This is a genomic window from Agromyces zhanjiangensis, assembly GCF_040496055.1.
GTDB lineage: Bacteria > Actinomycetota > Actinomycetes > Actinomycetales > Microbacteriaceae > Agromyces > Agromyces zhanjiangensis.
This window is the reverse complement of sequence record NZ_JBEPKB010000006.1, coordinates 196,033-222,371: the sequence shown is the minus strand read 5'-3', so window position 1 is coordinate 222,371 and position 26,339 is coordinate 196,033. Positions and strand designations below refer to the sequence as shown.

Sequence of the window (26,339 nt, the reverse complement as noted above, 5' to 3'; positions counted from 1 at the left end):
GGGGCGACCCTGTGGGAGAGTAGGACACCGCCGGACACACATTGACAGAAGAGCCGCCCAACGCCGGGCGGCTCTTCTGCAGTTAACGACACCCACACGCCCGCCGAGCGGATGCGCCTACGCTGGGTCGATGGCGAATCGACTGGCCGACGCGCTGAGTCCGTACCTTCGCGCGCACGCCGACAACCCGGTCGACTGGTATCCGTGGGGCGAGGCCGCTTTCGAGGAGGCCCGTCGTCGCGACGTGCCCATCATGGTGTCGATCGGCTACGCCACCTGCCACTGGTGCCATGTCATGGCACGTGAGAGCTTCAGCGATCCGGCGATCGCCGCGATCCTCGACGCGAATTTCGTCGCCGTCAAGGTCGATCGCGAGGAGCACCCTGAGGTCGACGCGAGCTACCTGGCGGCGGCCTCGGCGTTCACGCGCCAACTCGGGTGGCCACTGACCGTGTTCGCCCGACCCGACGGGCGCGCGTTCTACGCCGGCACCTACTTCCCGCCTCGGGCTCAGCAGGGCATCCCATCCTTCCGCGACGTACTCGACGCCGTCGACGCGGCGTGGCGCGAACGTCGCGACGAACTGGATCGCACGGCGGAGGCGGTCGGTGAGGCCGTCGCCGCGGCATCCGTCGCCCGAACCGACGCGGGACTGCCGAGCCCGGCGGTACTGGAGGACTCGGTCCGACTGCTCGTCGCCGACGAGGACGCCGTGCACGGCGGGTTCGGGTCGGCACCGAAGTTCCCGGTCGCGCCGGTTCTGGGCTTCCTCGCCGCCGTCGGCGACGACGGGCGCGACCTCGCGACGCGCACGCTGCGGAAGATGGGCGCCTCGCCCCTCCGAGACCCGGTGGAGGGGGGATTCTTCCGGTACGCGACGCGCACGGACTGGAGCGAGCCGCACTACGAGCGGATGCTCACCGACAACGCCCAGCTGCTCGAGGTCGCGGCCGAACTCGCGACCGGCGACGAGCGGCCCGCCTTCCTCGACGCCCTGGCCTCGGGCGTCGTCTCGTTCCTCACGGACCGGATGCAGCTGACGGGTGGCGGGTTCGCCGCAGCCCAGGACTCGGAGAGCGTCGTCGACGGCCGCCGCGACGAAGGCGGGTACTACCGGAGGGATGCCAGGGATCGCGCGGACCTCGAACCGCCGGCGCTCGACGCGAAGCTCCTCACCGGGTGGAACGGCCTCGCCATCGGCGCGCTCGCGCGCGCCGGACAGGTGTTCGGCGATGCCGACGCGATCGCGACCGCGCGGCGGGCCGCCGACCGGCTCCTCGCCGACCACGTGCGTGACGGTGGAACGCTCGTACGCGCTTCACTCGACGGCCGGGCCTCGAGCGCGCCCGCCACCCTCGAGGACACCGGGATGCTCGCCGGCGGACTCGTGCGGCTCGCCCTGGCGGCCGGCGAGGTGCGGTACGCGATCGCGGCCCGACGGCTCGTGGACGCCGCGGTCGAGGCGGCGGCCACCGCGTCCGGCCCGGATGCGGCGGTGAGCGCGGGTGGGGCGGTGGTGGCGCACCTGCCGTTCGCCGCACCGGGTGGCGGCGACCCCGTGCTCGCCGCGCGCGGCCTCGGCTTCGCCGACGATCCGGCGGAGGGGGCCGCACCGTCGGGGTTGACGGCGTGTGCCGACGCCGCGTGGCGTCTCGCCGCGATCGGAGCCGGAGACCGGTACCGGGACCTGGCCGAGGCGGCGATGCGCGTGGTCGCCGGCATCGCCCCGACCCGTCCGATCGCGTTCGGCGGAGCACTCGGCGTCATGGCGAGGCTCGCCGCGCCGCTCGTGCAGCTCGTCGTGGTCGTCCCCGACGTGGCCACCGCCGCGCCCGTGGGGCCCGGCCGCGCTGCAGCGGAGCTCCTCGAGGCGGTGCGCCGGCAGGAGGCATCCGTCACCGCCATGGTCACCGAGTCGCAGGCGGCCGCGTTCGCGGACGCCGGCTTCGAGCTGTTCGCTGGCCGAACGCCTCGAGACGACCGGGCCACCGCATACCGGTGCCGGTCGTTCGTGTGCGCACTGCCCGTGACGACGGCGGCCGAACTGCTCGCCGTCGGCTAGGCGGCGCCGGGCGACCTACGATGGTCGCATGCCCGCCCCCGCCTCGCGTCCACCCGTCACGGCGGTCCTCGCCGGCGCGGCCGACGCCGTCCTCGTCGTCGTGTTCGCCGCGATCGGTCGGGCCAGCCATGGCGAGGCGGTCGACGTCGCCGGCGTGTGGGAGACGGCGTGGCCGTTCCTCGTGGGCCTGGCGGTCGGATGGCTCGTGGTGCGAGGGTGGCGGCATCCGCTCGCCATCGTGCCGACCGGGGTCTCGGCGTGGGTCTCGGCCGTGGTCGTCGGCATGCTGCTGCGCCTCATGACCGGGGCCGGCGCGGCGCTCGCGTTCGTGCTCGTCGCCTCGGTGACGCTGGTGCTCTTCCTGCTGGGCTGGCGGGCGGTGGGCGGTCTGATCCGGCGCGCGCAGCGCACCCGGTCGGGAGGGCGCGGCGGTGCGGCGGTCGCGCCGTGAACCCGATCGCGTGGCTGTTCGACGCGCAACTGGTGATCGGCGACCAGGTCATCCTCTGGCGTGAGGTCGTCGGCAACGCGTTCGGGCTCGCGTCGGCGCTCGGCGGACTCCGACGCCGGGTGTGGGCGTGGCCGGTCGGCATCATCGGCAACGCGCTGCTGTTCACGGTCTTCCTCGGCGCCGTGTTCGGCACGCCGAACCCCGTCAACCTGCTCGGCCAGGCCGCTCGCCAGGTGATGTTCATCATCGTGTCGATCTACGGCTGGATCCAGTGGTCGCGCAACCGGCACGGCGACGCGTCGGCACCTGCGGTGACGCCGCGCTGGGCGACGGGCCGGGAGCGGGTGCGCCTCGCCGTGCTCCTCGTCGGCGGGACGCTCGCACTCACCCCGCTCTTCCGGGCGCTCGGGTCGTTCGAGCCCGTCTGGGCCGACGCGTGGATCTTCGTCGGCTCGCTGCTCGCCACCTGGGGCATGGCGCGCGGCTGGACCGAGTTCTGGCTGATCTGGGTCGCGGTCGACATCGTCGGCGTCCCGCTCCTGGTGAGCGCCGGGTACTACGCGTCGGCGCTGATGTACCTGTTCTACGGCGTGTTCACGCTCATCGGGTTCCTCACCTGGATGCGGGTGCAGCGACAGGCGGATGCGGCGAGGGCTCCGGCCGCGACCTGACTCGACGGCGCCGCGTGACGAGTCGGACCGGGTCCGGCGCCGAGGGGTCGAGCGCCGGGCGGTCGGTCACCAGGCGGTCGGGACCCGTCCGAGCATGCTCCACACCGCGGTGCTGAGCTCAGGGTGGTCGATCGCGATGTCGCGCAGGATCTCGAACTCGAAGCGCTCGGCGGCCCCGCGACGCGCGGTCGGGTGGTAAGCGCGCGCACGGGCCGGGCTCCAGCGCTCGGAGTGCAGGCGCTCCTCGCGGAGCGTCGCGACGACCTGCTCGTCGACCGAGGGCAGCTCGGGCAGGAAGGCCCACGGGTCCTCGCCGAGGCGGCACCGCAGTTCGATGAGTGCGGAGAGTTCGTCTCGCGCGTCCTGTCGCAGGCGCTCGAGCGTGGCCGGCTCTGCCATGTGCGACCTCCCCTCGCTCGTCCGATCGTAACCGACGGTACTTGGCGCGTGTGTCGTGCGGGTTACACGCCCCGGCAGGGCATGGACGTGAGGTGACGGGCGGATGACCGACGGGCGACGAGACGTCGACTCGCGGGTGGGTATCTCGTGACGCCCCCTGCGGGGCCCTCGGGCGGTGCGGATCGCGGCCGCGGGGAGCCGCCGCGGTGCGGCTGGTTGAATGACTCCGTGAGCACACACTCCGCCGAGGTCGACGACACGCCCGATCCCGAGTCGATCGACGCGCTCGCGGCCGACCTCGGCGCAGCGGGGTACACGGTCGCGGGGATCGAATCCCTGTGGGAACGCGGCGCCGCCGAGACGTCCACCCACCCGGGTGCCGCGCTCCGCCGCGGCCATCGCGTGCCCGCACTCCGTGCCCTCGCCGAGACGCGGCCCGACGAGCGCCCGCTGGCGACGCTCGTGCGGTGCTTCGTGCTCGGGATGCCCGTGGCATCCGTCGACCTCGCCGCAGCACTGCCCGGGCTCGGCATCGAGCGCGCGGAGGCGCTCGGGCTGGTGCGGCTCGAGGGCGACCGCGCGATGCCGCGGATCGACCTGCGTCCGTACGCCTTCACCGATGCCGTCGGCGGGGAGGAGTGGTGGATCGGGTCCGACCCGGGCGAGCTCGCGACCGGCGGCGCGCTCCCCGAGGAATACGTGCTCGGGGTCGGCGGCGCATCGATGACGCTCAGCGGCCTGCTGCTGCAACGGCCGATCGCGACCTCCTTCGACCTCGGCACCGGCTGCGGCATCCAGGCCATGCACGCGTCGCGGTTCAGCGAACGGGTCATCGCGACCGACATCTCGGCGCGCGCGTTGCGCTTCGCCCGGCTGAACGCGGCGCTCAACGGCATCGACGGCGTCGAGTTCCGGCTCGGCAGCCTCTACGAGCCGCTTGGCGACGAGCGGGTGGACCGCATCGTCTCGAACCCGCCCTTCGTGATCACCCCGCGACGAGACGGCGTCCCCGCCTACGACTACCGCGACGGCGGGATGGTGGGGGACGCGATCGTCGAGGCGGTGGTGACCGGTGCCGCCGCGCACCTCGCCCCCGGCGGGATCGCGCAGCTGCTCGGGAACTGGGAGTACCGGCGCCAGGGCGACGACCTCGCGGACGGGCTCGAACGCGTCGCCGGGTGGGCCGCCGGCGCGGGCCTCGAGTACTGGATCGTCGAGCGCGAGCGGCAGGACCCCAGCGAGTACGCCGAGACCTGGATCCGCGACGGCGGGACGCGGCCGGGCACCCCCGAGTTCGAGGAACTGCACGGCGCCTGGCTCGAGGACTTCGCGGCACGCGCGGTCGAATCGGTCGGCTTCGGGTACGTGCTCCTGCGTCGTCCGGACGAGGGGCGCAGCCCGGTGCTCGCGCGCGCCGAACGGCTGCACGGACCGCTGGGCGACGTCACCGGCGGGCTCGCCGCGCACCTCGAGGCCTGCCTCGCGGCATCCGACCTCGTCGGCGCGCTCGACGACGACGCGCTCCGTGCCTTGCACCTCGCCGTCGCCGAGGACGTGACCGAGGAACGGCACCACTGGCCGGGTGCCGAGCAGCCGACCGTCATCCTGCTGCGCCAGGGCGGCGGCTTCGGCCGGGTCGTCGACGCGGGGACCGGGCTCGCGGCGCTCGTCGGCGCCGCCGACGGGGACCTGCCGCTCGGCGTGCTCGTCGACGCCATCGCCGACCTCCTCGAGGTCGATCGCGCCGAGCTCTGGGACGAGCTCGCGGCCGCGACGCGCGAGCTCGTCGCGGGCGGGATGCTGCGCCCCGTCGTCGGCTGAGGCGGTCTCGGAGGCGCCGCACGGCGAGATCACCGACGGCGACGGTATCCTCGTGGCTGCCACCGAAAGCGAGCCCATGCCCGACTCCCCACTGTCCGATTCGCCCTACGAGGTGCTCGGCGTCTCCTCCGACGCGGATGCCGCGGCGCTGCGCCTCGCGTACCGACGCGCGCTGCGGCACGCGCACCCCGACACGGGTGGGGATGCCACGCGGTTCCACGCCGTGCAGCGGGCATGGGAGCTCGTCGGCACCCCTGAGGCGCGCGCGGCGTTCGATCGCGGCGCGGCCGGCGGCATGGCGGAACCCCAGCACGAGGCGTGGGCGCCCGCGGCACCCCGGCCGCGACGCGATTCGCGGCCGATGGCCCGCGCCTACGGGCACCCGGGAGGGTGGACGCGCGAACGCTACCTCGCCCTCATCCGCGAGTGGGCGGGGCGCGGAGTGACCCTCGACGACCCGTACGACCCGGCGCTCGTGCGCTCGGCACCGCGCGACATCCGTCACGTGCTCGCCGACGCGCTCGCCGAGGAGGAGACCGCCCGCGCCCTCGCGACGCTCGGCATCGCGTACACGGTCTGGCACGACGTCGCGACGGATGCCGCGGGCCCAGGGTTCCCGCCGAAGCTCGACCACCTCGTGCTCGGACCGACCGGGCTCATCGCGATCCAGTCGGAGGACTGGGGTGGACCGGTCGCGTTCAAGCGCGGCGAACTCGTCGGGGAGGCCCTCGCCGGCGAGCGGCCGATCCGGTTGCTCGCGGGGCGCGCGAAGGCCGTCACCCGGCCGGCGCGCGTGAAGCCGACCGCGCTCGTCGTGGTCGTCCCCGACGAGGACGCGGCCCTGCCGCTCGAGGTCGGCGGGTCGCTGCGCGGCGCGGCGGCCGTGCTCGTGCGGCGGTCGCGGCTCGCGAGCGCCATCCGAGAGGGCATTCCCGGCTCGCCCGTGCTCGGCGGCGCGGACGTCATGGAGATCCGCGCGAGGCTGCAGGCGACCATCCGGTTCGCCTGAGCCGCGGTCGCGCGGTGGCCGGGCGGCGGTCCGGGGCGGCCGCCGGGATTTGCGAAGATGGAGGGATGGGCACTCCTGACGTCGACGCGTACATCGAGGACTTCACCGCGTTCGTGACGGCATCGCCGTCGTCGTTCCACGCGGCCGAGGAGGTGGCCCGCCGTCTCGAGGCGGCCGGGTTCGACCGGCTCGACGAACGCGACGCCTGGCCGAGCGGTCCCGGGCGCCGGGTGGTCGTCCGCGACGGCGCCGTGATCGCCTGGGTGCAGCCCGACGGCGCGGAGGCGACGACGCCGTTCCGGATCATCGGCGCGCACACCGACTCGCCGTCGTTCAAGCTCAAGCCGAACCCGTCGAGCGCCGCCGCCGGGCTCTCGCAGGCGAACGTCGAGGTCTACGGCGGTCCGCTCCTGAACTCGTGGCTCGACCGCGAGCTGCGGCTCGCAGGCCGGCTCGCGACCCGAGACGGCGCGACCCACCTCGTCGCGACCGGGCCGCTGCTGCGCATCCCGCAGCTCGCGGTGCACCTCGACCGCGGCGTGAACAACGACGGGCTGACGCTCGACAAGCAGCGCCACGTGCAGCCGATCTGGGGCGTCGAGACGATCGGCGACCCGGCCGACGTCGTCGCCCACCTCGCGTCGCTCGCCGGGGTCGACCCGGAGGAGGTCGTCGGCCACGACGTGCACGTCGTCGACTCCGCAGCGCCAGCACGTTTCGGTCGCGGCGACGTGTTCCTCGCTTCCGGGCGCATGGACAACCTCACGTCGGTGCATGCGGGCCTGACCGCCGTCATCGGCGCACCCGCCGACGCAGGGCACATCAGCGTGCTCGCCGCCTTCGACCACGAGGAGCTCGGCTCCGAGTCGCGCTCGGGCGCGAGCGGGCCCTTCCTCGAGGACGTGCTCGCCCGGATCGGCGCCGGACTCGGCGCGGGCGTCGAGGAGCGCCGCCGCGCCTTCGCGGCGTCGTGGCACGTGTCGAGCGACGCCGGCCACGCCGTCCACCCGAACTACCCCGAGCGGCACGACCCCGTCAACCGCCCCGTGCTCGGCGGCGGGCCGCTGCTGAAGCTCAACGCGAACCAGCGCTACGCCACGGATGCCGCGGGCGCCGCGCTCTGGGCCGCGGCGTGCCGCGACGCGGGCGTGCCGACACAGGAGTTCGTCTCGAACAACGCGATCCCGTGCGGCTCGACCATCGGGCCGCTCACGGCGACCCGGCTGGGGATCCGCACGGTCGACGTCGGACCGCCGCTGCTGTCGATGCATTCGGCCCGGGAGCTCGCGCACGTCGAGGACCTCGCCGCGCTCGGTGCGGCGATCGGCGCGTTCTTCCGCGGCGCCTGACGTCGCCCGCCGGGACCGGGTCGGAGCGGTCTGCCCGTTGCCGCCGGCACGGGACACCCGGCAGGCGCCGGCCCGGTGATCTGGCGGGATGTCGCGCACGGCGGACCGGATTCGCGCCCACGGCCAGGACCTCCGGGTGCGAGCATCGGAGCATGACGAACGCGACTGCTCCCGTGCCCGCCCCTGCCGGGGCATCCGTCGACGGGCTCTTCGCCCACGTCGCCTCGCCCGACGAGGCGGTCCGCCACTTCCGCGCGCGGCTCGGCTTCGAGACCGACGTCTCCGACGTGTCGGCGGCGCTCGCCGTGGCCGACCCGGGCTTCGTGCTCGTGGACACGCGCAGCGAGGCCGCATGGGCGGCCGGGCGCATCCCCGGAGCGGTGCACCTGCCCGGGCGTCGCATCGCGGACGTCGCGCCGGCGCGCCTCGATCCCGGGACGCCCGTCGTCGTCTACTGCTGGGGACCGGGCTGCAACGGTGCGACGCGCGCGGCGCTCGCGTTCGCGACCCTCGGGCACCCGGTGAAGGAGATGCTCGGAGGCTTCGAGTACTGGGTGCGCGAGGGATTCGAGGTCGAGCGCGACGGCGGGCGCGAGCGGCGTGCGGTCGATACGCTGACGAACGTCGAGACCGGTGCTCCGGTCGTCGCGTGCGCGTGTTAGGGGGACACGGGCGCGCGCCGGCGCGACGGGTCGGGGCGCGCCGACGACGGGATGACCCGGTGTCGACGACCGATCAGCGCAGCGGGCCGCGCCGCTGTTCGAGCCAGAGCGTGTGCTCTCGGAGGCCGTTGCGCACCGCCGCCTTGATGATCAGGTAGCCGATCCAGAGGCTCAGCGCGATGCTCGCCAGGTAGATGAGCGAGCCGATGATGAGGGCGGCGACGCCGAAGTTGTTCAGCATGCCGGGGTCGATGTTCGGGTCCACCCGGCTACCTTCCCAGAAGCGCCCGCGCTGACGGAAGCGACCCATACGGGGGACACGGCCCGGTTCAGCACTCGATGACGTTCACTGCGAGACCGCCCTCGCTCGTCTCCTTGTACTTCGACATCATGTCGATCCCGGTCTGGCGCATCGTCTCGATCACGGTGTCGAGCGAGACGATGTGCGTGCCGTCGCCGTGCAGGGCGAGCCGCGCGGCCGAGACCGCGGTCGACGCGGCGATCGCGTTGCGCTCGATGCACGGGACCTGGACGAGCCCGGCGACCGGGTCGCACGTGAGCCCGAGGTGGTGCTCCATCGCGATCTCCGCGGCGTTCTCGATCTGCTGGGGGGTGCCGCCGAGCACGGCGCAGAGCCCACCCGCGGCCATCGCGCACGCCGAGCCCACCTCGGCCTGGCATCCGCCCTCGGCCCCGGAGATCGAGGCGTTCTTCTTCACCAGGCTCGCGATCGCGGACGCGGTGAGCAGGTAGCGGCGGACGCCCTCGCGGTCGGCCTCCGGCACGTACTTCAGGTAGTAGTGGCCGACCGCGGGAATGATGCCGGCGGCCCCGTTCGTCGGCGCGGTGACGACGCGGCCGCCCGAGGCGTTCTCCTCGTTGACGGCCAGCGCGAAGGCGTGCAGCCACTCGGTCGAGGTGTCCCGCACGTGTTCGTCGCGGTCGTACTCCTCGAGGCGGCGGCGCACCTCGGGCGCGCGGCGCTTCACCCGGAGGCCGCCCGGGAGCGTGCCCTCGGTCGCGAGTCCGTGCGCGACGCACTCGGCCATCGCGTCCCAGATCGCGTCGAGGCCGGCGACGATGCCCTCCTCGCCGTGCACGGCGACCTCGTTCCGCCAGGCGACGTCGCACAGGCTCACGTCGTGCTCGTCGCAGAGCGCCAGCAGCTCCGCCGCGGTCGAGTAGGGGAGCGGATGCCGCAGCGCCTCGGCCTGCTCGGGTGCGTCGCCGTCGCGTCGGATGAACCCGCCGCCGACCGAGTAGTACGTCTCCTCGGCGAGGGGCAGCGCGTCGTCGTCGCCCCACGCCTGCAGGGTGAGCGCGTTGGGGTGGCCCGGAAGACGCGTGCGGGGCTCGAGGGAGACGTCGGCCTGGGACATCCGCACGGCGTGACGGCCGGCGAGGAGGACCTCGGCGCCGTCGCCGAGCCGGGTCCAGGCGCTGCGGACGTCGTCGGGGTCGCAGTCGTGCGGGGCGAGCCCGCCGAGTCCGGCGACCACGGCGTCGGGCGTGCCGTGGCCGAGGCCGGTCGCCCCGAGCGATCCGTAGAGGGAGCAGGTGATGCGGCGCACGCGGTCGAGGCGGCCGTCGGCGGCCAGTCCGTCGACGAACATCCGTGCGGCCCGCATGGGTCCGACCGTGTGCGAACTCGAGGGGCCGACGCCGATCGAGAACAGGTCGAGGGCTGAGACGAACGCTGTCACCCCTCAAGGCTACGTCGCAGCACGCGCAGGCATTCGCCGCGGATTCGCAGAATCGTGCGTCGGAGCGGCCGTCGTCCGCCGGAATGCACCGACGGTGCGCACCTGCGCACTTTCATGCCGATCGCGACGAAAGGTGCCAAGTTCATGCGCAGGTAACGACGGAAGGGATTGACATCTGCGTCGAGCGCCGCATAGTGTCGGTCGCGCAATATGTCGGCTGCGGCAACATATGTGATCGCCCAGGCGGCATCGGAACGGTCCACTCGAAGGGGAGAACGACCCATGAAGCAACCTGCCAAGCTCGCCGTCACGGGGCTCTGCGCCGCCGGCCTCACGCTCGGCCTCGGCATCGCCGCGGCGCCCGCCCAGGCGGACGACCACTACGAGGTGCTCGTCGTCGGCGAGACCCTCGGATTCCGCCACTCGCACATCGACGACACCACGAACGCGATCATCGCCCTCGGCCAGGAGCACGGCTTCGACGTCGACGTGTGGGATCCGCCGCAGGGCAGCTCGCCGGGCCAACCCGCGCTGACCCTCCCGAGCTCGCCGTTCACGACCGCCGACGACCTGTCGAAGTACGCGACCATCATCTTCGCCTCACCCGTGGATGCGACCAACAACCTCGACCCGAACCGCCCGCGACTGCTGAACGACACCGAACTGGCGGCCTTCCAGGGGTACATCCGCGGTGGGGGCGGGTACGTCGGGCTGCACGCCGCCACCGACTCCATGCACACCGTGCCCTGGTACAGCGAGCTGACCGGCGGCAGCGCCCGCTTCCGCAACCACCCGGCCCAGCAGACGGCGACGATGCGGGTCGAGAGCCCGACGCACCCGTCGACCGCGATGCTGCCGGCCGAGTGGGTGCGGTTCGACGAGTGGTACAACTTCACGACGAACCCGCGCGACGACGTGCACGTGCTGCTCACGCTCGACGAGTCGACGTACAACCCGGGCTTCGGCGCGATGGGCGCCGATCACCCCATCGCGTGGTGCCACAACTTCGAGGGCGGTCGTTCCTGGTACGAGGGCGCCGGGCACGTGGACGCCGCGTGGTCCGACCCGCTCTTCCTCAACCACATCCTCGGCGGGATCGAGTGGACGGCCGGGGTCGTCGAGGGCGGCGGCGACTGCGTGACGTTCGGCGAGGTCGGCGGCGTCCTCGACGGTCTCGCGGACGGCTCCATGCGCGCGGAGATGCTCGGGAGCGGCGTCGGCGAGTACCTCGCCGAGGCCGAGACGGCCGCGGACGCGGGCGACCACGCGACCGCGGTGGCGATCCTCCGACAGGCCCACGCCAAGGCGCACGGGCTCCAGGACGACGTGCTCGTCGCGAAGATCGGCGACCTCATCGAGTGGCAGGCGGGTCTCACGGGCTGACGCCCGGCACCCGCCGTGGAGGGCCGGGGATCGCCCGATCCCCGGCCCTGCACGTCGCCGTTGCTCGGCTGCGACACAGCCGGCGCCGCGTAGGCTGGTTCGGATGCCCACCACCGACTCCATCCCGACCTTCAGCACGCCCGCCTCCACCACCGGCGGGCTCGTCGTGCGTCGCATGCGCGACGACGAGGCGGCGGTGGCCGGACGCCTCGTCCGCGAGGCGTATGCGGGGGACTACGACCTGACCGACGCCTACCTCGATGAGATCGAGGCCGTCGACGAGCGTGCCCGCGAGCACGAGGTGTGGGTCGCCGTCGACGCCGCCACGGGCGACCTGCTCGGCACGGTGACCACGCCGCGACCCGGCCGGCGCCTGTCCGCCGTCGCGCGGTACGAGGACGAGCTCGACTTCCGGTTCCTGGGCGTCTCGTCCGCGGCGCGCGGCCGGGGCGTCGGCGAGGTCATGGTGCGGCACGTCCTGGCGCTCGCGGCGAGCCGCGGCATCCGTCGTGTCGTGCTGAACACGGGCGAGCAGATGCGACCGGCCCGTCGGCTCTACGAGCGCATGGGGTTCGAGCGCCTCGAGGACCGCGAGTTCACCTTCGAGCGCCCCGACGGCACGTCGGTGCACATCCTCGCGTACGGGATCGACGCGCCCGGTTCCGCCGGCGGTCCGGCCGTCGCCACGGGGCCCGCCGCCTGACCGGCTCTGGCCGTCCGCCGGCGCGGACGTCCTGACGGTGGGGCGGCGTAGCCTCGGTGCGTGGCCACCCTCGACGACCTGCGCCGTGCCGCCGCCGGGCTTCCCGGGAGCGAGGAGCGCGCGATGACGGGCGGCGCCGCGTGGTTCGTCCGACGGAAGCTCTACGCGTGGGAGTGCCATCCGTGGCCCAGCATCCCCGAAGACATGCGGAAGATCATCGCGGCCGAGCTCGTCGTCGGCGTCAAGGTCGCCGATCCGGTGGACGCCCTCGCCCTCGTGCAGATGGCGCCCGAGGTGTTCCTCCGCACGACCACGAGGTGGGGCGAGCCGAAGGTCGCGTTCCGGATGGCCCGGATCGACCGCGAGCACCTCGCCGAGCTCGTCACCGAGCCGTGGCGCGTGCAGGCGCCGAAGTACCTGCGCGCCGAGCACGACTCCGTCATGCGCTGAGCGGGCCGGACCGGGCTGCGCCGTCGCGTCGCCCGCCTCCGCGCCTCAGCGGCCGCCGCGGCGACTCGTGATCTGGCCGGTGTCGAAGCCGAGCAGGTGCAGCCCGCCGTGGAAGCGCGCGTGCTCGACCTTGACGCAGCGGTCCATGACCACCGTCAGCCCCTGCTCCTCGGCGTAGTACGCCGCCTGCTCGTTCCAGATCCCGAGCTGCACCCAGATCGTCTTCGCACCGGCGGCGACGACCTCGTCGACGACGGAGGGGATGTCGCTGCCGCGGCGGAACACCACGACGATGTCGGGCACCTCGGGGAGGTCGGTCAGGCTCGCGTACGCCGGCTCGCCGAGGATCTCGGTCTCGTTCGGGTTCACGAAGTACACGCGGTAGTCGCTCGACTGCTGCAGGTACGTGCCCACGAAGTAGCTCGAGCGCTGCGGCTTCGGGGAGGCGCCGACGATCGCGACCGACTTCGCCGCGTTGAGGATGCGGAGCCGCGCCTTGGCGTCGGGCCCGATCCAGGTGCGCTGCGACTTCAGCAGCTTCGCCAGCGGCGAGCTCGCGGGCAGCTCGCACGAGAGCCCGTTGACGAGGCGCACGGTCTCGACGTCGGCCGCGGCATCCGTCTCGGACGCCTCGGCGACGTGCTCGCCGGTCTCGCTCGCGATGCTCATCGGTCGCCTCCCACGGCGGTCAGGACGCGGTCGCGCGTCGCGGCGGTCAGGGCCTGGTCGAGGTCGGCGATGATGTCCTCGACATCCTCGATGCCGACCGAGAGGCGCACGACGCCGGGCAGGACGCCCGCGTCGACGAGCTGCTGGTCGGTGAGCTGGGCGTGCGTCGTCGATGCGGGGTGGATGATGAGCGTCTTCGCGTCGCCGATGTTCGCGAGGTGGCTCGCCAGGTTCACCGACTCGATGAGCTTCTGGCCGACCTCGCGGCCGCCCTTCACCTCGAAGCTGAAGACCGAGCCCGGCCCCTTCGGCAGGTACTTGCCGGCGCGCTCGAAGTGCGGATGGTCGGGCAGGCCCGCCCAGAACACGCGCTCGATGCGCGGATCGTCGTCGAGCCACTCGGCGACCGCGCGCGCGTTGTCGATGTGCGCCTGGATGCGGTAGGGGAGCGTCTCGACGCCCTGCGCGAGGAGGAACGCGGAGTGCGGCGCGAGCGCCGGGCCGATGTCGCGCAGCTGCTCGGCACGGAGCCGCGTGAGGAACGCGTACTCGCCGAAGTTGCCCGACCACTGCAGTCCGCCGTAGCTCGGCACCGGTTCGCCGAACAGCGGGAACTTCTCGGAGTGCCAGTCGAACCGGCCCGACTCGACGACGACTCCGCCGAGCGTGGTGCCGTGCCCGCCGAGGAACTTCGTCGCCGAGTGCGTCACGAGGTCGGCGCCCCACTCGATCGGGCGGTTCAGGTAGGGGGTCGCGATCGTCGAGTCGACGATGAGCGGGATGCCGTGCGCATGGGCGACGTCGGCGAGGCCCTCGAGGTCGGCGATCTCGCCCGACGGGTTCGCGATCGTCTCGACGAAGATCGCCTTGGTGCGCTCCGTGATCGCGGGCGCGTAGTCGGCGGGGTCGGACGAGCGCACGAACGTCGTCTCGACGCCGAAGCGGCGGAGGGTGACGTCGAGCTGGGTGATCGAGCCGCCGTAGAGGTTGGCCGAGGCGACGATGTGGTCGCCCGTGCCCGCGAGGCTCGCGAACGTGATGTACTGCGCCGACAGCCCGCTCGCGGTCGCGACCGCGCCGAGTCCGCCCTCGAGGCTCGCGACGCGCTCCTCGAACGCCGCGACCGTCGGGTTCGCCAGGCGCGAGTAGATGTTGCCGTACTTCTGCAGCGCGAAGCGCGCCGCGGCATCCGCCGTGTCGTCGAAGACGAACGCGCTCGACTGGTAGATGGGGAGCGCGCGGGCCCCCGCCTCGGCGTCGGGGATGTTGCCCGCGTGGATGGCGCGGGTCTTGAAGCCGTATTCGCGGTCTGCCATGGGGACACGCTAGTCCGGTCGGCCGCGACCTCCGCCAGCGCCCGTAACGCGGGGCAACGGATGCCGCGGCGCGCGCTACCCGCCGAGCACGTCGTCGGTCGCGACGACCCTGGCGAAGCCGCCGCCGTCGAGGTTCACGGCCGTCGCACGCGCGAGCTCGGCCGCGGTGAGGCGGATCCCGCCGGGGCCCGCCATCTCGAACGTGTGGGTCGCGTCGATCGGGAGCACGACGTCGTAGCCGAGGTTGCCGGCCATCCTCGCGGTGGTCTCGACGCACTGGTTCGTCTGGATGCCGCAGACCACGAGCTGCCGGATGCCGCGCTCGCCGAGCCACGCGTGCAGGTCGGGCTCGCCGTAGAACGCCGAGTTCACGTCCTTCGCGACGAACAGGTCGTGCGGCGCGTCGGCGACGACGGGCTTCAGGGCGTTGCCCGGGGTGCCCGCGGCGAGCGGGGAGCCGGGCTCGCGCGAGTCGTGCCGCACGAGCACGATCGGCCGCGAGGCATCCGCCCACGCCCCGACGAGCCGGGCGATGTTCGCCTCGGCGTCGGGGTTGTCGCGCTCGCCCCAGTAGTCGGGGTCGTCGAAGCCCTGCTGCACGTCGATCACGATGAGGGCGGCGGTGTCGTCGAGGTCCATGCGTCCATCGTGCCGTCGCGGTCGCGAGCGGGCGCCGACGCCGACTGCCGATCTTGCGCGAACGACTGCCACGCTCACCCCCGGAGTAGCGTTGGACGCGTGATCCTCGAGCACGCGATCCTGCCCGTCCTCCCCGGCCGCGAGACGGCGTTCGAGGCCGCCTTCGCCGAGGCGCGGGCGATCATCTCGTCGATGCCGGGCTTCATCGACCTCACCCTGTCGCGTTCGATCGAGACGCCGAACGACTACCTCCTCCTCGTGCACTGGGAACGCCTCGAGGACCATGACCCGGGCTTCCGCGGATCGGCCGAGTACGCCCGCTGGCGTGAGCTGCTGCACGGGTACTACGATCCGTTCCCCACGGTCGAGCACTTCCGGGAGGTGCGATGAGCGCGATCACCAACGTCGAGACCGTCGTCGTCGGGGGCGGTGCGATGGGCGCTGCGACGGCGTGGCAGCTCGCCCGCCGCGGGCGCGACGTCGCGCTGCTCGAACGGTACGAGCCGGGGCACCGCAACGGCGCTTCGCACGGCGCCTCGCGGAACTTCAACGTCGGGTACGCCGATCCCGCGTACATCGCGATGCTCGTCGAGGCGCTGCCGCTGTGGCGCGAACTCGAGGCGGAGTCGGGGGCGGCGCTCCTCGAGCTCGTCGGGGTCGCGAACCACGGCCCGGCCGCGCACTTCGACGCCGTCCACGCCGCGCTCACGGCGGCCGGGATACCGGCCGAGTTCCTGCCGGTCGAGGAGGCGTCGCGCCGCTGGCCCGGCATCCGCTTCGACACTCGCGTGCTGTTCAACGAGCAGGCGGGCCGGGTGAACGCGGATGCCACGATCGCGGCGCTGCACGCGACGGCCGCCGCCGCGGGGGCCGACGTCCGGCACCGAACGCGAGCCACGCGGATCGAGCCGCTCGGCGAGGACCGCGCGCGCGTGGCATCCGTCACCGACGCGGGCGTCGAGGAGGTGTTCGTGGCCCGCACGGCCGTCGTCACGCTCGGCGCCTGGACCACGAAGCTCGTCGGCGGGCTCGCGCTGCCGCCGCTCGTCGTCACGCAGGAGGGCCCCGCGCACTTCGCGGTGCGCGACGAGTCGATGCCGTGGCCGAGCTACAACCACTTCCCGGGGGCCGCCGCCGACGGGTACGCCTACTGGCGATCGCCCGTGTACGGCATGCTGACGCCCGGCGAGGGCGTGAAGGCCGGATGGCACGGGGTCGGACCCGTCGTCGACCCCGACACCCGCGACTTCCTGCCCGTGCCCGACCAGCTCGCCGACCTGCAGCGCTACGCGCGCGACTGGCTGCCCGGCGTCGACGCCGACGCGGTGACGCCGATCAGCTGCACCTACACGACCACGCCCGACGAGCACTTCGTGCTCGACCGGATCGGGCCGATCGTCGTCGGCGCGGGCTTCTCCGGCCACGGGTTCAAGTTCACGCCCGTCGTCGGGCGGATCCTCGCCGACCTCGCGGACGGGTCGGGTCCGGCGCCCGAGCGGTTCGCGGCCGGCAGGGCGGCCGAGTCCGGCGGCTCGCCGACGGGGCTCGCCGGGAGCTGACCGACGGACCTCCGCGCGGCGTGAACGATCGCGAGGCGCTTCAGCGGGCGAGCGACGAGCGGACGTAGGTCGCCCGCTCGTCCTCATTCCGCGCCGTGGGCGCCGATGAACTCCGCGACCGCGGGGTCGGCCGGGTCGATCAGGTGGCCGCCGCCGACGTGCGCGATCCGGGCGTTCGGCAGCCGGTTCGCGATCCACTCGGCCGCGCGGTGCAGCGGCTCCGGCGACGCGTCGGCGACGAGGATGAGGGTCGGCGCACGGACGGCGGCGAGCTCGTGCCGCTCGTACGTCCGCGGACGCGCGGAGAGGTCGAGACCGTCGCCCGCGAGTTCGGCGAGCACGCCCCCGTTCGCGGTCGCGAACGCGTCGCGGGCCTCCTCCGGCAGGCCGGTCCAGGCGTCGTCGCCGAGCATGATGCGGAACACGGCCTCGGCCGCGCGGTCGGGCTGGTCGGCGGCCGCGGCGGCGATCCGGCCGCGCGCGTCTGCGGCCCAGGCCCGGGTGGCGGCGTCGGTCGTGAAGAGCGCGGGCTCCAGGAGGACGAGCGCTGAGACGGCCTCGGGATGGCGCCGCGCGAGCTCGAGCGCGATGAGGCCGCCCGTGCTGCGGCCGATGACCGCGGCAGGCGTCGCGTCGACCTGCTCGAGCAGCGCCGCGGCGTCGGCGACGTGGTCGTCGAGGCTCGTCGCGGCATCCGCGTCGGAACCGCCGCTCCGCGCGAAGCCGCGGCGGTCGTATGTGAGGCACCGCCCGTGCTCGGCGAGGCGTTCCGCGGCATCGGCCCAGAGCGCCGCGCAACTCGGCGTCCCGTGGATCCCGAGGATCGGCGCTCCCGCGCCGCGCTCCTCGACGCGGAGGTCGACGCCGTTCACGCGGATGCGCGCCATGCCGCCAGCGTACGACTCGGGCGTGCGCCCTGCACAGGGCCTGATCAGGCGGCGTTGCTAGCCTTCGGACAGGTCGCCGGACGGCGGCCCCGGACGAGGGAACCCAGTACCCGGAACGCGACAAGACTGGCCGAAGGAGCGCCGTCATGTCGTGGATCGTCCTCATCGCCTCAGGTGTGCTCGAGGCCGTCTGGGCCACTGCCCTCGGCAAGTCGGAGGGCTTCACCAAGCTCTGGCCGTCGGTCGTGTTCGGCGTCGCCCTCGTCGTCTCGATGGGCGGCCTCGCGTGGGCGATGCGCGGCATCCCCGTCGGCACCGCGTACGCGGTGTGGGTCGGCATCGGCGCGGCCCTCACGGTGGTCTGGGCCATGGTCACCGGCGAGACGGAGGTCTCGTGGGCGCGACTGGCGCTCATCGCGGGGCTCGTCGGCTGCGTCGTCGGCCTCAAGCTCGTCGGCGGCGCCGACCACTAGCCGCCGCTCCCGGCCGCCGCCTGCCCCCGCTGTCCGCCGCCTGCCCCGCCGTCCGCCGCCTTGCGGCGAGGGTATGCCGAACGCCGCTTCCCGAGTCCGACGACCGTCGTTCGCCACACCCTCGCGGCCGAGGCGCAGCGAGTGGATGCCATCTGCACCGGTGCAGGCGCCCAGCGGTGCGGATGGCATCCACTCGTCGTCGTCGGCGGCGGCGGCGACGGAGGGGGCGGCGGCCGCGCGTCCCGGATGCGCGAGCCGTGCCATCCGCCGTGTCAAGAATGCTTGACATGGTGTCCAGAATGGTTGACACTGACCATGTCAAACATTCTTCACATCGTAGGAAGAGGGAGCGGATGTCGTACGAGGAGAAGGGCACGTGGTCGTTCCTCGTGGTCACGGTCGTGGTCTACGGGGTCTACCTCTGGCTCGTGCTCGCCCAACTCGCCGAGGGGACGCCGGTCGACGAGGTCGACTACGCGATCCCGATGCTCTGGACCATCGGCGGCGCGATCGTCGCCGGCATCGTCGGGCGCATCCTGCTCGAGATCATCACGCCGAGCGAGAGCCACCGCGCCGACGTGCGCGACAAGCAGATCGACCGGGCCGGCGAGCAGGTCGGCAACTCGCTCATCGTCGCGGCCGGGGTGGGCGCGCTCATCCTGTCCATGCTCCAGGTGCACTGGTTCTGGATCGCGAACGCGATCTACCTCGGGTTCGTGCTCGCCGGCATCCTGTCGAGCGTCGCGAAGCTCGTGATGTACCGCCGGGGGGTGCCCGCATGGTGAAGCCGACGCGGGTCACGAACGACATCCGTTCGCTGCGCTTCCGCCACGGCGAGATGACGCAGGCCGAGCTCGCGGAGCGGCTCGGCGTCACCCGCCAGACCGTCATCGCCATCGAGCAGGGGCGCTACTCGCCCTCGCTCGAGATGGCCTTCCAGATCGCTCGGGTGTTCGGGGTGCCGCTCGACGACGTCTTCCAGTACCCCCATGAGGAGGTGTCGGCATCGTGAGGATCGCTGCGTACCACCGGTACGGTGCCCCCGAGGTCGTCGGGGTCGAGGAGCGGGAGCGGCCGGAGCCCGGTCCCGGAGAGGTCCGCGTGCGGGTCCACGCCGCGTCGGTCGGGGCGGCCGATGCCGCGGGGCGGTCGGGTTCGCCGTGGTTCGCGCGGCTCGCCTTCGGGCTGCGCCGCCCGCGCAACGCCGTGCTCGGATCCGACTTCGCGGGCGTCGTCGACGCGGTCGGCGCGGGGGTGACGCGCTTCGCCGTGGGCGACCGAGTGTTCGGTGCGACGGGCGTCGACGGCGGCGCCCACGCCGAGGCGGTCGTCGTCCGCGAGGACGGCGCCGTCGCGCCCCTGCCCGACGGGGTGTCCGTCGAGGCAGCGGTCGCGATCTGCGACGGGGCCATGACCGCACTGCCGTTCCTCCGCGACGGCGGTCGAGTCGGCGCGGGAAGCCGGGTGCTCGTCAACGGGGCATCCGGTGCGGTCGGCGCGGCGGCGGTGCAGCTCGCCGTGCGCCTCGGCGCTGAGGTCACCGCGGTCTGCGGGCCGGCGCACGCCGAGCTCGTGGCCGGCCTCGGGGCTCACCGGGTCGTCGACTACACGCGCGACGATCCGATGCGGCCGGGTGCGCCCGGGGCACCGTTCGACGTCGTCTTCGACGCGGTCGGCAGGTCGACGTTCCGGCGGGCGTGCGCGGTCCTCGCGCCGAGCGGCCGGTACCTGACGACGGTCCCGTCGTGGGCGATCGTGGCCCAGCAGCTCACGTCGCGGCTCGGGCGGCGGCGGGCGATCGTCATGTTCACCGGGCTGCGCTCGGTCGAGGCCAAGCGGCCCGACCTCGAGGAACTCGCGGCGCTCGCCGCATCTGGTGCGTTCACCCCAGTCATCGAACGGGTGGTGCCGCTCGATGCGATCGCCGAGGCCCACCGCCTCGTCGACACCGGACACAAGGCCGGCACGGTCGTCGTCACGCCCGTGCCCGAATACCAGGAGGCATGATGCGAGCACTCGTCCAGAACGGCTACGGCGGTCCCGAGGTGCTGGCCGTCACCGACGTCCCCGACCCCGGCCCGCCCGGTCCGGGTCGGGTTGCGATCGCGGTGCGCGCCGCTGGCGTACACGCCGGCGACGTGTGGATCATGCGCGGCGAGCCGCGCCTCATCCGGTTGGCGTTCGGCGTGAAGCGGCCGAGGCAGCCGATCGTCGGGCGCGACGTCGTCGGCGTCGTCACGGCGGTGGGCGACGGCGTCACGACCCTCGCGGTCGGCGACCGGGTGTTCTCGGAGTCCGACCAGGCCGGGTTCGCCGAGACCGCCGTCGTCGACGCGGGGTTCGTGCGGCGGGCGCCGGCGAACCTCGACGACGTCCACGCCGCCGTCATTCCGGTCTCGGGGACGACCGCCCTCCAGGCCCTCCGGCTCGCTCGCGTCGGCCCCGGTGATCGGGTGCTCGTCATCGGCGCGTCCGGTGGGGTCGGCACCTACGCCGTTCAGCTGGCCGTCGCGCTCGGCGCGACCGTCACGGGCGTCGCGAGCGGTGCGAAGGCCGACCACGTTCGCGCGGCCGGCGCGACCCGCGTGATCGACCACCGCACCGAGGACGTCACGGCCGACGGCGCGACGTACGACGTCGTGATCGACCTCGCGGCCGCGCAGTCGCTCGGCGCCCTCACGCGGATCCTCGCGCCGCGCGGCACGCTCGTGCTGTCGGCCGGCACCGGATCGCGCACGTTCGGGCCGCTTCCGCGCATCGCGGCCGCGGTGCTGCGGTCGTCCTTCACGCGTCGGCGCCTCGTCTCCCTCGCGGCCCGCCGCAACGGCGACGACCTCGACGCGCTGCGAACCTACGCCGAGGCGGGGCAGCTGCGACCCGTCGTCGACGAGGTGTTCCCGTTCGACCGGGCGCCCGAGGCGCTCGCCCGGCTCGCATCCGGCACCGTCCGGGGCAAGGTCGCGATCCGGGTGCGGGGCGGCGACGGGGAGACGGATGCCGCGGCGCGCGCGGCGTCGGACGCGAACGCCGGTGCGGCGGCGGCGCGGGCGCCCAGCCGGCCTGACGTGGAGTGAGCGGGCGGTGCCGTGCGCATCCTCGGGCGTGCGGCACCGACTCGCGCGCGCAGGGTGGGCTCCTCCGAGGGGTCGGCGTCAGCCGAGCAGCACCGCCCCGTACGCGAGCACCGCGACGAGCACCCACGATGCGAGCCCGGTGACGAGCGCCCGCCACCCCGTGTGGAGCAGCGCGGCGACGCGGATCGACGCGCCGAGCGCGAACAGGGCCATCGCGAGCAGCGTCGTCTGCACGAGGTCGGCCGCCTCGAGCACCGCCTCGGGCACGGGCAGGAACGTGCGGACGAGCACCGCGACGAGGAAGCCCACGATGAACAACGGCACGATCGCGGGGCGGGGGCCGGCGGCATCCGTCGACCGCCGCCGCTCGGCGCCGGCCGCGATCGCGACCATCGGCGCGAGCAGCAGCACGCGCGTGAGCTTCACGACGACGGCCACCGCGAGCGCGGACGCGCCCGCGACCTGCGCGGTCGCGACCACCTGGCCGACGTCGTGCACGCCGGCGCCGACCCAGTGCCCGAACTGCGTCGCCGACAGGCCGAGCGGATGCCACAGCGCGGGCAGCACCGCGATCGCGAGCGTGCCGCACAGCGTGACGAGGGCCACCGGCCGGGCCTGCTCGTCGTCGCGGGCGCGCACCGTCGCCGCCATCGCCCCGATCGCCGAGGCGCCGCAGATCGCGAAGCCGCTCGCGATGAGCAGCGGCTCGTGATCGGGCAGGCGCATGGCGCGGCCCAGCGCGAGCGTGCCCGCGAAGGTGAGGAGCACCACGGCCACGGTGGTGAGGATCGTGATCCAGCCGAGCCCCGCGATGTCGGCGAGGCTGAGCTTGAGGCCGAGCAGGACGATGCCGGCGCGGAGCAGCGTGCGCGCCGAGAAGCCGAGCCCTGGCCGCAGCAGGCCCTCGAGCGCGGGGCGGAGGGCGGGGACCTGGCCCGCGACGATGCCCGCGGCCACGGCGATCGTCAGGAGCGGCACGACCGGGACGGCGAGGTGGGCGAGCCACGCGAACGCCGCCGCCGCCGCTGCGACGCCGAGGCCCGGCATCCGCTCACGCCGCCGACGCGACGCGCCGTCCGCCGGCCGCTCGCGGCCCGGGCCGGCGTCGCCCGGCTCGCCCGCTGCCGCGCCGCTCATCCCCAGCCCGGCAGCCAGAAGTGCAGCTGCCGGAAGTCGGGCGTCACGGGCACGGCCGTCCACAGGGGGAGGAAGAAGATCGACACGGCCGCCGCGACGCCGAGGAACACCGCGACCGTCGCGATGCCCTGTTGCCGTCGCCACGTCGGGGCGTCGCGCCGGCCGAGCACGATGCCGATGACGGCGGCGAGCGCGAGCAGCAGGTAGGGCTCGTAGGCGATCGTGTAGAACTGGAACACCGTGCGCCCGAGGTACGCGAGCCAGGGCAGGTATCCGGCCGCGACGCCGACGAGGACGACGCCCGAGGTCCACTCGCGGTACCGGGCGAACCGGTAGACGAGGTAGACGGCGGCGAGCGTCGCGGCCCACCAGATGATCGGGTTCGGGATGCCCATGATCGACGACCAGCACTCGTCCTGGCCGCAGCCGCCGGACCCGTCGGTCGTGGACGCGAAGTACATGTTCGTCGGCCGCCAGGAGATCGGCCACGTCAGCGGGTTCGCCTGCCACGGATGCGGCGAGGACACGCCCACGTGGTAGCCGTAGGCCGCCTGGTGGTAGTGCCAGAGGCTCTGCAGCGAGTGGGGGACCCACGACCAGGCGCCGGTGGCCGCGTTGCCGGGCTCGTCGGCCCAGCCGCGGTAGTAGCCGCCGTCGGTGACGAGCCATCCCGTCCAGGAGGCGAGGTAGACGACGCCGGCCACGGGGACGAGGAGGAGGAAGGTCGCTGGCGCCTGCTTGAACAGGGACCCCTCGACCCAGAAGCCGAGCCCGGCGCGGCGCCGGGCCATCGCATCGACGAGCACGAGGTAGAGGCCGAACGCGGCGATGAAGTACAGGCCCGACCACTTCACCGCGGTCGCGGCACCGAAGGCGACGCCCGCGGCGACGACCCACGGCCGCGCCCAGATCACCGGTCCCCACAGCGGATCGCCGCCGCCCGCGCGCAGGTCGGCGAGCCGTTCGCGCAGTCGCGCCTCGGTCGCCGAGCGGTCGAGCAGCACGAACCAGAAGCCCAGCAGGCAGAAGAACATCACCCAGTTGTCGAGCAGGGCGACGCGGCTCATCACGATCGCGTTGCCGTCGATCGCGAGCAGGAACCCGGCGATCACGGCGACCAGCGTCGAACGGAACAGGCGCCGCCCGACCATCGTCATGAGGAACACCGCGACCGTGCCGGCCAGTGCCGTCGATGCGCGCCACCAGAACGCGCTGTCGGCGCCGAAGAGGGCCATGCCGAGCCCGATCATCCACTTGCCGAGCGGCGGGTGCACGACGTACGCCGGGTCGTCGGAGAACACGTCGGTGTCCCCGCGCGCGAAGTCCTCGTTCGCCCCCTCGGGCCACGCCGACTCGTAGCCGTTCGCGAGGAGGGTCCAGGCGTCCTTCACGTAGTAGGTCTCGTCGAACACGATCGCCTGCGGGTGCCCGAGGTTCCAGAACCGCAGGAGGGCGGCGAGGAGCGTGACGGCGATCGGGCCGCCCCAGGTCCAGAGCGCGCGGCGGCGAGGCGTGCGCAGCAGGTTCGCCCACCACGCGTCGAGGCGGGTGCCGACGGGCTCGCGCGCCGGTGCGGGCGCGGCCGCGGCGACGGATGCCTCGGGCTCGGCCTCCGGTGCGGCAGCGGATGCGTCGGGCTCGCCCTCGGGTGCGGCGACGGATGCGTCGGGCTCGCCCTCGGTCGCGGATCGTTCGCCGTCGCTCCCGGCGGGGGCCGCCTCGCGCCCGTCGCGCGCGCCGGCGCCGACCTCGTGGAGACCCATGCGCTCCACCCTAACCGCGCGCCCCGGCCGGCCCGTGCGCCAGACTGGAGCGGTGATCATCCTCGCGGCGACGCCCATCGGCAACCTCGGCGACGCGTCGACGCGGCTGCGGCAGGCCCTCGAGGACGCCGACGTCGTCGCGTCGGAGGACACCCGCGTCACGCAGCGGCTCCTCGCCGCGCTCGGCATCTCGAACCGTCCCCGGCTCATCGCGCTGCACGAGCACAACGAGCGCGCGCGCGCGGGCGACCTCGTCGACCTCGCGCGCGAGGGCGACCTGCTCGTGCTGAGCGACGCCGGCATGCCGACCGTCTCCGACCCGGGCTTCCCGCTCGTGCAGGCCGCCGTGGCGGCCGGCGTCGACGTCACGGCGATCCCGGGGCCGAGCGCGGTCGTCACCGCGCTCGCCGTCTCCGGCCTGCCCACCGACCGGTTCGCGTTCGAGGGCTTCCTGCCCCGCAAGGCGGGCGATCGGGCGCGCCGGCTCGCGGAGCTCGCGGGGGACCGGCGCACGCTGGTCTTCTTCGAGGCGCCGTCTCGCCTCGCCGCGAGCCTCGGCGCGCTCGCGGAGGCCTTCGGCGCAGACCGGCCGGCTGCGGTGTGCCGCGAGCTCACCAAGCTCCACGAGGAGGTGCGGCGCGGGCCGCTCGGCGAGCTCGCGGAGTGGGCCGAGGCCGGCGTCCGCGGCGAGATCTGCGTGGTGGTCGGCGGTGCGGCCGCAGCACCCGCGGCCGACGCCGGCGAGGCGGTCGCGAGGGTCGTCGCGCTCGCGGCATCCGGCACCAGGTTGAAGGACGCCGCGGCGCTCGTCGCGGGCGAGACGGGCCTCGGCAAGCGCGATCTCTACGAGGCGGCGCTCGCCGCCAGGGCCGAGCGCTAGGCGGGATCGGCCGGCCGGTCGGGCGCGTCGGCGGCGGGCTCCCGCCTGTCCATGCATACGCATGCACAGAAGTCACAGGCAGCTCCCATCCGACTCCCATTCCGCGGGAGGACCCTGAAGGGACAGGACCGACACGGGGGTGGGGACGATGGCAAGGGCAGTGGTGTTCGAGTCGTTCGGCGGGCCGGAGGTGCTCGAGATCGTCGATGTCGCCGTCCCGAAGCCCGGACCGGGCGAGGTGCTCGTCGAGGTCTTCGCGAGCGGGATCTCACCCGTCGAGACCGCCGTCAGGCGCGGTGACCGCCAGGACCACTGGCCGGTCGAGTTCCCGTCCGGCCAGGGCCGGGACCTCGCGGGCGTCGTCGACGCGGTCGGCGAGGGCGTCACGCGGTTCCGCCGCGGTGACGAGGTAATGGGCTACGTCGCGCGCGGCGCGCAGGCCGCCTACGTGCTCGTCCCCGAGGCGCAGCTGCTGCCGAAGCCCGTGTCGCTCTCGTGGGAGGTCGCCGGCTCGCTGTACGTCGCCGGCACGACCGCGCTCGGCGTCGTCGACGGGCTCAACCTCGGCTCGGGCGACCTCGTCGTCGTCACCGCGGCGGCTGGCGGGATCGGATGCCTCGCGGCGCAACTGGCGAGGGCGCGCGGCGCCGAGGTGATCGGCACGACCGCGGAGTCCCGGTTCGACTTCGTGCGCCAGTTCGGGATCGAACCGCTCGACTACGGTCCCGACCTCGCCGCACGGGTGCGGGCGCTCACGGACCGACCGGTCACCGCCTTCCTCGACTTCCTCGGCGGGCAGGCCGCGGAGGCCGCGGAGCTCGGCGTGCCGACGTCCCGCGTGTTCACGACGACCGACTGGGCCGCCGTCGAGGACCACGACGCCGTCAAGCTCTGGGCGGGCGACACCATCGCGCTCGGTCGCATCGCGCAACTCGTCGCCGACCGCCAGGTGCGCCTCCCGATCGCCGACGTGTTCCCGCTCGCCGACGTCGCCGACGCCTACCGTCAGCTCGACCACCGCGACTCCGCGGGCAAGATCGTGATCGGCATGAACGTCGTCGACTACCCGGGGCAGAAGGTGCGTGCGGTCAGGGGGCTGCGCGAGCAGGACCTGACGATCGGCGTGCCGACCCCGCACGAGCGGATGCAGGTCGAGGAGCAGATCCCGCCCGTGCTCGCCGATGGTCGGGCGCGGCAGCGTCGCGCGGAGGCCCACGCCGCCCACGCCGCCCACGGCACGCGGGGCGGCACGGGAGGCGGGGCCGCAGACGGCGGCTGA

General features: G+C 73.8%; 28 protein-coding genes and 1 riboswitch. Of the genes, 19 read left to right on the top strand and 9 right to left on the bottom strand.

From position 1 onward, the window contains the following. Positions 1 to 130: 130 nt before the first annotated feature. From ABME02_RS13255 to pnuC, 3 genes are read left to right on the top strand one after another with little or no spacing between them, the layout of a single operon-like run. Positions 131 to 2,062 carry a thioredoxin domain-containing protein gene (locus tag ABME02_RS13255; RefSeq protein ID WP_353815809.1) on the top strand — a complete coding sequence of 644 codons (1,932 nt, stop codon included), beginning with the start codon at positions 131 to 133 and terminating at the stop codon, positions 2,060 to 2,062. 28 nt (positions 2,063 to 2,090) lie between these two features. Beyond that, entirely contained in the window at positions 2,091 to 2,513 is a 423-nt protein-coding gene (locus tag ABME02_RS13250) for a DUF3054 domain-containing protein (protein WP_353815808.1), read from the top strand. After that, positions 2,510 to 3,184, top strand: coding sequence for a nicotinamide riboside transporter PnuC (gene pnuC / locus ABME02_RS13245; RefSeq protein ID WP_353815807.1), 675 nt, complete (start codon positions 2,510 to 2,512; stop codon positions 3,182 to 3,184). Before ABME02_RS13250 ends, pnuC begins: the two co-directional genes overlap by 4 nt. A 66-nt stretch (positions 3,185 to 3,250) precedes the next feature. Here pnuC and ABME02_RS13240 read toward each other — a convergent pair whose 3' ends face one another. Next, positions 3,251 to 3,583 carry a hypothetical protein gene (locus tag ABME02_RS13240; RefSeq protein ID WP_353815806.1) on the bottom strand — a complete coding sequence of 111 codons (333 nt, stop codon included), beginning with the start codon at positions 3,581 to 3,583 and terminating at the stop codon, positions 3,251 to 3,253. A gap of 228 nt (positions 3,584 to 3,811) precedes the next feature. On the opposite strand from ABME02_RS13240, the gene ABME02_RS13235 reads away from it, so the two are divergent. The 4 genes from ABME02_RS13235 (at position 3,812) to ABME02_RS13220 (ending at position 8,424) form a co-directional block, all read left to right on the top strand. Then, positions 3,812 to 5,404, top strand: coding sequence for a DUF7059 domain-containing protein (locus ABME02_RS13235; protein ID WP_353815805.1), 1,593 nt, complete (start codon positions 3,812 to 3,814; stop codon positions 5,402 to 5,404). 76 nt (positions 5,405 to 5,480) lie between these two features. Further along, entirely contained in the window at positions 5,481 to 6,413 is a 933-nt protein-coding gene (locus ABME02_RS13230) for a DnaJ domain-containing protein (protein ID WP_436408271.1), read from the top strand. Between the two features lie 65 nt (positions 6,414 to 6,478). Beyond that, positions 6,479 to 7,762: a M18 family aminopeptidase gene (locus ABME02_RS13225; protein ID WP_353815803.1), complete on the top strand. Its 1,284-nt coding sequence runs from the start codon at positions 6,479 to 6,481 to the stop codon at positions 7,760 to 7,762. Between the two features lie 152 nt (positions 7,763 to 7,914). After that, the gene (locus tag ABME02_RS13220) at positions 7,915 to 8,424 is read left to right on the top strand and encodes a rhodanese-like domain-containing protein (protein WP_353815802.1); all 510 of its coding nucleotides are present in this window, start codon (positions 7,915 to 7,917) and stop codon (positions 8,422 to 8,424) included. 73 nt (positions 8,425 to 8,497) lie between these two features. On the opposite strand, the gene ABME02_RS13215 is transcribed toward ABME02_RS13220, so the two are convergent. Both ABME02_RS13215 and ABME02_RS13210 read right to left on the bottom strand, forming a co-directional pair. Next, on the bottom strand, positions 8,498 to 8,689 hold the full coding sequence (locus ABME02_RS13215) for a hypothetical protein (protein WP_353815801.1): 192 nt from the start codon (positions 8,687 to 8,689) through the stop codon (positions 8,498 to 8,500). Positions 8,690 to 8,753: 64 nt separating this feature from the next. After that, a complete protein-coding gene (locus ABME02_RS13210) occupies positions 8,754 to 10,127 on the bottom strand; it encodes an L-serine ammonia-lyase (protein ID WP_353815800.1) in 1,374 nt (457 codons plus the stop codon). A 282-nt stretch (positions 10,128 to 10,409) separates the two neighbouring features. On the opposite strand from ABME02_RS13210, the gene ABME02_RS13205 reads away from it, so the two are divergent. From ABME02_RS13205 to ABME02_RS13195, 3 genes are all read left to right on the top strand, one after another. Then, positions 10,410 to 11,510, top strand: coding sequence for a ThuA domain-containing protein (locus ABME02_RS13205; RefSeq protein ID WP_353815799.1), 1,101 nt, complete (start codon positions 10,410 to 10,412; stop codon positions 11,508 to 11,510). Positions 11,511 to 11,613: 103 nt separating this feature from the next. Continuing rightward, a complete protein-coding gene (locus tag ABME02_RS13200) occupies positions 11,614 to 12,213 on the top strand; it encodes a GNAT family N-acetyltransferase (RefSeq protein WP_353815798.1) in 600 nt (199 codons plus the stop codon). A gap of 60 nt (positions 12,214 to 12,273) precedes the next feature. After that, positions 12,274 to 12,663 carry an MmcQ/YjbR family DNA-binding protein gene (locus ABME02_RS13195; protein WP_353815797.1) on the top strand — a complete coding sequence of 130 codons (390 nt, stop codon included), beginning with the start codon at positions 12,274 to 12,276 and terminating at the stop codon, positions 12,661 to 12,663. A gap of 45 nt (positions 12,664 to 12,708) precedes the next feature. Here ABME02_RS13195 and ABME02_RS13190 read toward each other — a convergent pair whose 3' ends face one another. From ABME02_RS13190 to ABME02_RS13180, 3 genes are all read right to left on the bottom strand, one after another. Further along, positions 12,709 to 13,227, bottom strand: a complete 519-nt coding sequence (locus ABME02_RS13190; protein ID WP_436408270.1) for a CoA-binding protein — start codon at positions 13,225 to 13,227, stop codon at positions 12,709 to 12,711. A gap of 101 nt (positions 13,228 to 13,328) precedes the next feature. Then, positions 13,329 to 14,648: an O-acetylhomoserine aminocarboxypropyltransferase/cysteine synthase family protein gene (locus ABME02_RS13185; protein ID WP_353815796.1), complete on the bottom strand. Its 1,320-nt coding sequence runs from the start codon at positions 14,646 to 14,648 to the stop codon at positions 13,329 to 13,331. Positions 14,649 to 14,723: 75 nt separating this feature from the next. After that, complete coding sequence (locus ABME02_RS13180) at positions 14,724 to 15,287, bottom strand: cysteine hydrolase family protein (protein WP_353815795.1); 564 nt, start codon at positions 15,285 to 15,287, stop codon at positions 14,724 to 14,726. A 99-nt stretch (positions 15,288 to 15,386) separates the two neighbouring features. Between ABME02_RS13180 and ABME02_RS13175 the strand changes: the two genes are divergently transcribed. Together ABME02_RS13175 and ABME02_RS13170 are read left to right on the top strand one after the other, a co-directional pair. Then, entirely contained in the window at positions 15,387 to 15,677 is a 291-nt protein-coding gene (locus ABME02_RS13175; RefSeq protein WP_353815794.1) for an antibiotic biosynthesis monooxygenase family protein, read from the top strand. Continuing rightward, positions 15,674 to 16,846: an FAD-dependent oxidoreductase gene (locus ABME02_RS13170; RefSeq protein WP_353815793.1), complete on the top strand. Its 1,173-nt coding sequence runs from the start codon at positions 15,674 to 15,676 to the stop codon at positions 16,844 to 16,846. Before ABME02_RS13175 ends, ABME02_RS13170 begins: the two co-directional genes overlap by 4 nt. An 83-nt stretch (positions 16,847 to 16,929) precedes the next feature. Here the strand turns inward: ABME02_RS13170 and ABME02_RS13165 are convergent, their stop codons facing one another. Beyond that, positions 16,930 to 17,733, bottom strand: a complete 804-nt coding sequence (locus ABME02_RS13165; RefSeq protein ID WP_353815792.1) for an alpha/beta fold hydrolase — start codon at positions 17,731 to 17,733, stop codon at positions 16,930 to 16,932. 68 nt (positions 17,734 to 17,801) lie between these two features. Beyond that, a riboswitch (guanidine-III (ykkC-III) riboswitch) is annotated at positions 17,802 to 17,868 on the top strand. A gap of 11 nt (positions 17,869 to 17,879) precedes the next feature. Between ABME02_RS13165 and ABME02_RS13160 the strand changes: the two genes are divergently transcribed. From ABME02_RS13160 to ABME02_RS13140, 5 genes are all read left to right on the top strand, one after another. Then, on the top strand, positions 17,880 to 18,206 hold the full coding sequence (locus ABME02_RS13160; RefSeq protein WP_353815791.1) for a DMT family transporter: 327 nt from the start codon (positions 17,880 to 17,882) through the stop codon (positions 18,204 to 18,206). 353 nt (positions 18,207 to 18,559) lie between these two features. After that, positions 18,560 to 18,991, top strand: coding sequence for a hypothetical protein (locus ABME02_RS13155; protein WP_353815790.1), 432 nt, complete (start codon positions 18,560 to 18,562; stop codon positions 18,989 to 18,991). Further along, the gene (locus ABME02_RS13150) at positions 18,985 to 19,218 is read left to right on the top strand and encodes a helix-turn-helix transcriptional regulator (protein ID WP_155843796.1); all 234 of its coding nucleotides are present in this window, start codon (positions 18,985 to 18,987) and stop codon (positions 19,216 to 19,218) included. The genes ABME02_RS13155 and ABME02_RS13150 overlap by 7 nt, the downstream gene beginning before the upstream one ends. Beyond that, positions 19,215 to 20,213 (top strand): NAD(P)-dependent alcohol dehydrogenase, encoded by a 999-nt coding sequence (locus ABME02_RS13145; RefSeq protein ID WP_353815789.1) that lies wholly within the window; start codon positions 19,215 to 19,217, stop codon positions 20,211 to 20,213. The genes ABME02_RS13150 and ABME02_RS13145 overlap by 4 nt, the downstream gene beginning before the upstream one ends. Next, positions 20,213 to 21,280: an NAD(P)-dependent alcohol dehydrogenase gene (locus ABME02_RS13140; protein WP_353815788.1), complete on the top strand. Its 1,068-nt coding sequence runs from the start codon at positions 20,213 to 20,215 to the stop codon at positions 21,278 to 21,280. Before ABME02_RS13145 ends, ABME02_RS13140 begins: the two co-directional genes overlap by 1 nt. 78 nt (positions 21,281 to 21,358) lie before the next feature. Here ABME02_RS13140 and ABME02_RS13135 read toward each other — a convergent pair whose 3' ends face one another. Together ABME02_RS13135 and ABME02_RS13130 are read right to left on the bottom strand one after the other, a co-directional pair. Beyond that, entirely contained in the window at positions 21,359 to 22,327 is a 969-nt protein-coding gene (locus ABME02_RS13135; protein WP_353815820.1) for a YeiH family protein, read from the bottom strand. 86 nt (positions 22,328 to 22,413) lie between these two features. Then, positions 22,414 to 24,180: a dolichyl-phosphate-mannose--protein mannosyltransferase gene (locus ABME02_RS13130; protein WP_353815787.1), complete on the bottom strand. Its 1,767-nt coding sequence runs from the start codon at positions 24,178 to 24,180 to the stop codon at positions 22,414 to 22,416. Between the two features lie 52 nt (positions 24,181 to 24,232). Between ABME02_RS13130 and rsmI the strand changes: the two genes are divergently transcribed. Together rsmI and ABME02_RS13120 are read left to right on the top strand one after the other, a co-directional pair. After that, positions 24,233 to 25,060 carry a 16S rRNA (cytidine(1402)-2'-O)-methyltransferase gene (gene rsmI, locus ABME02_RS13125; RefSeq protein ID WP_353815786.1) on the top strand — a complete coding sequence of 276 codons (828 nt, stop codon included), beginning with the start codon at positions 24,233 to 24,235 and terminating at the stop codon, positions 25,058 to 25,060. Between the two features lie 148 nt (positions 25,061 to 25,208). Continuing rightward, positions 25,209 to 26,339: an NADP-dependent oxidoreductase gene (locus ABME02_RS13120; RefSeq protein WP_353815785.1), complete on the top strand. Its 1,131-nt coding sequence runs from the start codon at positions 25,209 to 25,211 to the stop codon at positions 26,337 to 26,339.